Origin of the sequence: Flavimaricola marinus (genome assembly GCF_900184895.1) — a bacterium.
GTDB classification, from domain to species: domain Bacteria; phylum Pseudomonadota; class Alphaproteobacteria; order Rhodobacterales; family Rhodobacteraceae; genus Flavimaricola; species Flavimaricola marinus.
Genome location: NZ_FXZK01000034.1, coordinates 1 through 5,570 on the forward strand (window position 1 = coordinate 1; position 5,570 = coordinate 5,570).

General features: G+C 64.0%; 4 protein-coding genes. All 4 read left to right on the top strand.

The genetic code is table 11. From position 1 onward, the window contains the following. Positions 1-477 precede the first annotated feature (477 nt). Positions 478-684: a hypothetical protein gene (locus LOM8899_RS22755; protein ID WP_007120662.1), complete on the top strand. Its 207-nt coding sequence runs from the start codon at positions 478-480 to the stop codon at positions 682-684. Positions 685-1,236: 552 nt separating this feature from the next. Further along, entirely contained in the window at positions 1,237-1,830 is a 594-nt protein-coding gene (locus LOM8899_RS22760) for a helix-turn-helix domain-containing protein (RefSeq protein WP_093994504.1), read from the top strand. Beyond that, on the top strand, positions 1,817-4,150 hold the full coding sequence (locus LOM8899_RS22765; protein ID WP_093994505.1) for a relaxase/mobilization nuclease domain-containing protein: 2,334 nt from the start codon (positions 1,817-1,819) through the stop codon (positions 4,148-4,150). Before LOM8899_RS22760 ends, LOM8899_RS22765 begins: the two co-directional genes overlap by 14 nt. An 8-nt stretch (positions 4,151-4,158) precedes the next feature. Next, the coding region (locus LOM8899_RS22770; protein WP_093994506.1) for a type IV secretory system conjugative DNA transfer family protein at positions 4,159-5,570 on the top strand (1,412 nt) is incomplete at its 3' end.

Consider the following 5,570-nt stretch of genomic DNA (forward strand, 5'->3'; position numbering starts at 1 on the left):
TCGGTCACGCGTGATCGGCAGTCTGCGGCGGCCAGCACCGTTATCTCTCTACCCGGTCCGTCAGAGTGCGGCCCATCCGCATCGGTACGGGCTGGGGATGGTGCGCACCTCACGCACATCGTCAGCATCGCAAGACGCGAGGGGTCGAGGCGTCAGACTTGACGCTGAAGACTTGCGCGTCCCTCGGGTGGCGTTTCGGAACATTGCATCCTCGCGGGCGGGCTCCGTCAGCACCCCGGCCAGGCTCGGCGGGACGCGGATGGTGGCGTCGGCGTCATGGCAGGGGTCATTCGGATCACTCCTTTTTGCTATGCATGTGGATCGCACGGGGTCGGCCCAATCGTGCCCTCAGCTCACGCTTCGGCAAGCACAAATACGGCTTCCACGGCGGGGCCGCGGACCCTCCGCATTTGCACTTGCGACCGGGCCTTTTGCCCCCGTGCCGGGTGATCCCCATCGCAACAAGGAGTAACCCAAATGACCAACCACTACGTCGCCACCGTTCCCGTCAAGTTCACCGATACCGATGGCCAGGAGCGCACCCGTTTTCAGCGCGTGGGTGCGATGTTCCGCAACACCCGCAACGGGGATGGATCGGAGTTCTTCAGCCTCAAGCTCGACTTCCCGGTCGCGGTCTCGGAGCTGGTGATGTTCCCGCCGAGCGCGAAGGATCCCCAGGATTAAATCCCCTGACGAGGATGGGCCGCCCCCCGGGGCGGCCCTGTCCCTGTTCCAGGGATGCCGCCACTGACTGCGGTGATTGCCGCCAGCGACCTCGCCTTGCTGCCGGTCGCGGCGCGATCAAAGGAAGATCGCTGACCGGAAGGGTCAGGCCGCGACAGACCGGCCAGTCAGCCTCAAGGGGGCCATCCACAAAAACCTGTCGGCCAGGGCCTCCCGGTTTTTGCGGCAGAGATTTGGCAAGCCAAATCTGGCCCTCCTTGACCCAGCCTGTCCGCCCTGTCGGTGGGGTTTGCGCCCGCCCGCGGTTCCGTCCGAACACATGCGTGTTCGGTCCGATCCTCGGGCGGTGTTGGGGAAGGGGACCCATTGGACAGGTGGGGTTCTTGATGGTGAGGGGGCAGGCCCGCGTCCCTGCGGGCCGCGGGGGAAGCGGACACCAAGGCTGCCTGAGACTGCATGCGACGTAAGTATATAATTGACAGCTAGGTATATTATCGTAAGGTGGGGTCAGCCTTGGTGGAAGGTGGCAGGAAATAGGGGGTCTTTCTTCGCATGTCTCGTTCAAAACGTCTCACAGATGCGGACCGCATGGAGATCGTTCGCGAAGCTGCGGAAGGCGTTTCCACTTCAGTGCTGGCGGAACGCTTTGGCGTGTCGGTGCGGGCGATCCAGTACACGCTCAAAGCCGATGCCGAGCGCCAGGCAGATGCCGCGATCCCGGTCTCCGCTGTCAGCGTGAAGGTGACGGCTGCGGAGCTTGCGGCGCTCGACGCGGTGCTGGCGAAGGCGGGGATCGAGAGCCGGGCCGAGGGGCTGCGGCGGCTCATCCAGGCGGCAGGCGGGGTGTTCGTTCCGGATGCGCAGATGGCAGCCGAGATGGCGCGCTACCGCGCCTCTCTGCACGAGGTAGGCAATGGGGTCGCGCAGATCGCCAAGCAGATGACGAAGGCCAACCGGCAGGGGCAGGGGGCTGATGGTGGCACGAATGCCGAGTTCACCGAACTGCGCCTTGCGCAGATGCGCGGGCTGGCGCGGTTCATCCTGGATTCTGCTGACGAGATCGACCTGTTCCTGCGCCGCCGCCGAGACGCCATGCAGCTGCAAGCCACGGCCGCGCTGAGGGAGTTTGCCCATGCGGCTGAATGATGCAGTCGATGCTGTCACGGGCGAGGTGTTCCGGGATGGTTGGAGCCGCATTAGGGGCTCGATGCAGGGGCTGCATGTCGCCAAGCAGAGCCAGCTTGTGCGCGCGGCAGCCGGGCACCGTCCGGCGGTCTTCAAGGCGATCCGGGGCGGGGGGACGCATACGAAATCGCAGCTGATGAACCAGCTTGATTACCTCACCACCAAGTCCACCCATATCGTGGACAGTAGCGGGTTCCTCGATGGCAAGACGAAGCTCGAGGCGAAGGACATAAAGGACCTCACCGAGCGCTTTGCCAAGCGGTGGGATGCGGGCTTCAAACCCAAGCTTGGTCAGACCACTCACATGCTCATGTCCTTCCCCATCGGCACGCGGGGCGAGGATGTGCGCGACATCGCGACGGATGTGGCTGAGCGGTTCTTCCAGACCGATGCGGGGCATTTCGACTACATCATCGCGGTGCATGAGGACCGCGATCATCCCCATGCGCATCTGGTGCTGAACCGCCGCTCGCAGGAAGGAGAGTTCTTCTTTCTCGGGCGCAACCACCGCTTCAACTATGATGACTTCCGCCTCGCCATGGTCGAGGAGGCCGAAAAGTATGGCGTGCGCCTGGAGGCCACGCGCCGCGTCGATCGCGGGGTTGTGCATTACCCCGCCCCTACCCGCGAGGTCTATGCGGCGAAAGAAGAGGCGCGCGCGCCCCGCGAGCGCGAACGCGTGGGGGCCGACCTGACGCGGACGCTGGCGGAGATCGCCAACACCAGAACTGTCTACCACTCACTTGCTGCGGAGGCCTCCCGCGAGGCCCGCGAGGATATTGCCGCGGCACTCTTCCGCGCGGGCGAGGTGCTGGCGCATGGCGGGCAGGTGGACCGAACAGGAGATGTGTATATGGCCGAGGATCAAAGTTTCGAGGACCTGAGAAGCCTCTATGCGGAGAAGCTCGCGCGGGTGCAGGGCATGATCGCCGAGAAGTCTGACGCGGAACGTCCCGTGCTGGAAAAACGTCTCATCGAGATCCAGACGCAGGTCCAGCACATGCAGCCTCTCGGTTTGCGATCATCCACCCTGTCAGAGACCCCTTCAGAGGGCGGGATCTATTCCGAGGCGAACATTGACACCAACCAGCTCGCGCGACTGGCCGAGCCCGACCTGAGATCGCGCATTGACGCGGCACTACGGGGCACCGGGATCAGCACATCGGAAGTGGTGGCCCGGATCGAGACGGGCGCCTCCAATGCAGCACTGGAGCATCAATGGATCGCCGACGATCTCTCCAAGGTGGCCGAGGCGCGCGAACTGAACCTTGAACGCCGCGCCGATCTGGAACAGGCCCGCGACATTCTCAATGACGTGCATGTGGAACTTGGCACGCTGTTGGAGCGCGAGAACGTGCTGCGCCGGGATGGTGTCATGGAAGCGGAACCGGTCAGCGAGCGGTTCCATTATCACCGGGACGCGGTCCGGGCGATGGAAGGGACAATCCGTCAGGAGATGCGCGCGGACGGTCTGACAGCGCAGCAGATCGAGGACCGGGACTGGGAGGTTGTCTCACGGGCGGAGCGCCGGATCGAGACCGAGCAGCGCGCGTATCTCGCAGCGCACCCGGACCTGCTTGCACGCCCAGGCGATGTGATCGACCGGTCTGAACCCTACAGGGAGACCATCACCGATGCGGCCCGCGCCAGCGAGATCACCCGCGAGGTCGACCGGATCATGGAGGGACGTGACGTCCGCACGCCCGTTGCAGATGCTGTCACGGATGACTTACGCGCGCGCTATCCGGACATGCCGTCCCACCTCGCCCGTGGGCTCGGCGCGACCTATGCGGCCGTCGTCGAGATCCGGGACACGGAGGTCATCAATCAGGTCCGCCGCGAAACCGAGAAGCGCGATGGGCTTGGGGTTGGCACGCGCAACGACATCCTCGCAACCCGCGATCAAACTGCACCGCAGTCTGACCGTACCGACCCTTTCGCAGACGAGATTGCGCGTGTCCTGGACCATGAGCGGGCGGGGGAGTTGTCCGCACCCTTCGAGACCGAGGCGGAGCGGGACGCTTTCCGTGGCGAGATCGCGCGGGTGCTGGATGACCGCCAACTCGACCGGCTCACATCCGGCGATGCCGAAGCGCTGGACAAGGTCCTCGAGGACCGTCTCGACCGGCTCTATGTCGCCAAGGTCTACCTGCAATCCGATGCCGCGACGGCCAACACGGAGGCCTTGCGCCAGGTGGTCGATGAACTCGCCGATGCCGAATATGAAAAACACCGCGCGACAGACGTGGATGGCGAGACCGAGCGGGGTCAGGTCCATTGAGCGCCGCCATGGGAAAAGCGCGGATCGCCACGGGCGTCCTGCTTGTGACGCTGGTGACCGGGGCCATGGGCTATACCATCGCCTCGGCGGTGCTGACCTATCAGGATCTCGGCTTCGGGGCCGAGATCGACTTTGCCTATATCGCTCAGAACTATCTGGCGATCCGCGATCGCCGCCCGGAGGACGCCCAGCTTATTCACCTGATCATCGGCAGCTTTGCCGCCGCCGGCCTGATGCTGAGCCTCGCCCTCTCGGGCTCCGCCCTTACACGCTTTGGTCAGACCCATTGGCAGTCTGCGCGCGAGATGAAGGCGAATGGTTTTTTCGGCGCGCCCGGCACCGGCTTCATCCTCGGCAAGCTCGGTTCCCCGAAGTCTCGCGCCAAGTACATCTGCTCGAAGGTCTTTCCGCATGCGCTGATCGTGGCGCCCACGGGCCGCGGCAAGACCACGGGCTTTGTCATTCCGAACCTGCTGACCTGGCAAGGCTCCGCCGTGACGCTCGATGTGAAGGGCGAGTGTTTCGAGGCCACGGCCCGGCACCGCGCAGCGCAGGGCGACAAGGTCTATCGCTTTGCCCCCACCGATTGGGAGGGCAAACGCACGCATCGCTATAACCCGCTCCTGCGCATCTTTGAGCTGAAAGATCCCGCGCGCCAGCAGATGGAACTGCAGCTCCTGGCGACGCTCTTCCTGCAAAGTGACAATGACCGGGTGCAGGGCCTCCTCAAGGGCGGGATTGATCTCTTTGTGGCAGCAGGCCTGTTGGCATTCCAGCGCAAACGTCCCACCTTGGGCGAGATCTACCGCATCGCGGCCTCGGGCGGGAACAAGCAGAAGGAGTATTTCGCCCGCGGCCACGAGGTCGACAACAGGGCCGCCAAGCTGATCTTCACGCGGCTCGCTTCGACCAACAACGACACCCTGACCTCCTACGTTTCGCTCCTGATGACCTCGGGGCTCGATCAATGGCAGAACCCGGCGATCGATGAGGCGACGGCGGTCTCGGATTTTGATTTCCGGACGATCCGCAAGACACCCTTCTCGGTCTACCTCGTGGTCCAGCCTCTAATGGTCAAACCTCTCGCGCCGCTGATCCGCCTCTTCTTCTCCGATCTCCTTTCCGCCATGCAGGAAAAGGACCCCGGGCCCGACGAGCCCTGGCCAGTGATGATCATGCTCGACGAGTTCAATCGCCTCGGCAAAATGCCCATCGTAGTCGAAAGCATCGAGACCCTCCGCACCTATCGTGGCCACCTCGCCGTGGTGACGCAAACCATCCCCGCCCTCGATGAAATCTACGGCGAGAACACCCGCCGCGCCCTGCAGGGCAACGCGGGCGTGAAGCTCTATCTGACGCCCTCCGATGAGAAGACCGTCGAGGAGCTGAGCAAGGCGGTTGGCAAGACCACGAAGACCGT

Excerpts from the sequence above, each read along its gene's own strand:
- LOM8899_RS22755 (WP_007120662.1), top strand. The coding sequence starts at position 478 with ATGACCAACCACTACGTCGCCACCGTTCCCGTCAAGTTCACCGATACC.
- LOM8899_RS22760 (WP_093994504.1), top strand. The coding sequence starts at position 1,237 with ATGTCTCGTTCAAAACGTCTCACAGATGCGGACCGCATGGAGATCGTT.
- LOM8899_RS22765 (WP_093994505.1), top strand. The coding sequence starts at position 1,817 with ATGCGGCTGAATGATGCAGTCGATGCTGTCACGGGCGAGGTGTTCCGG.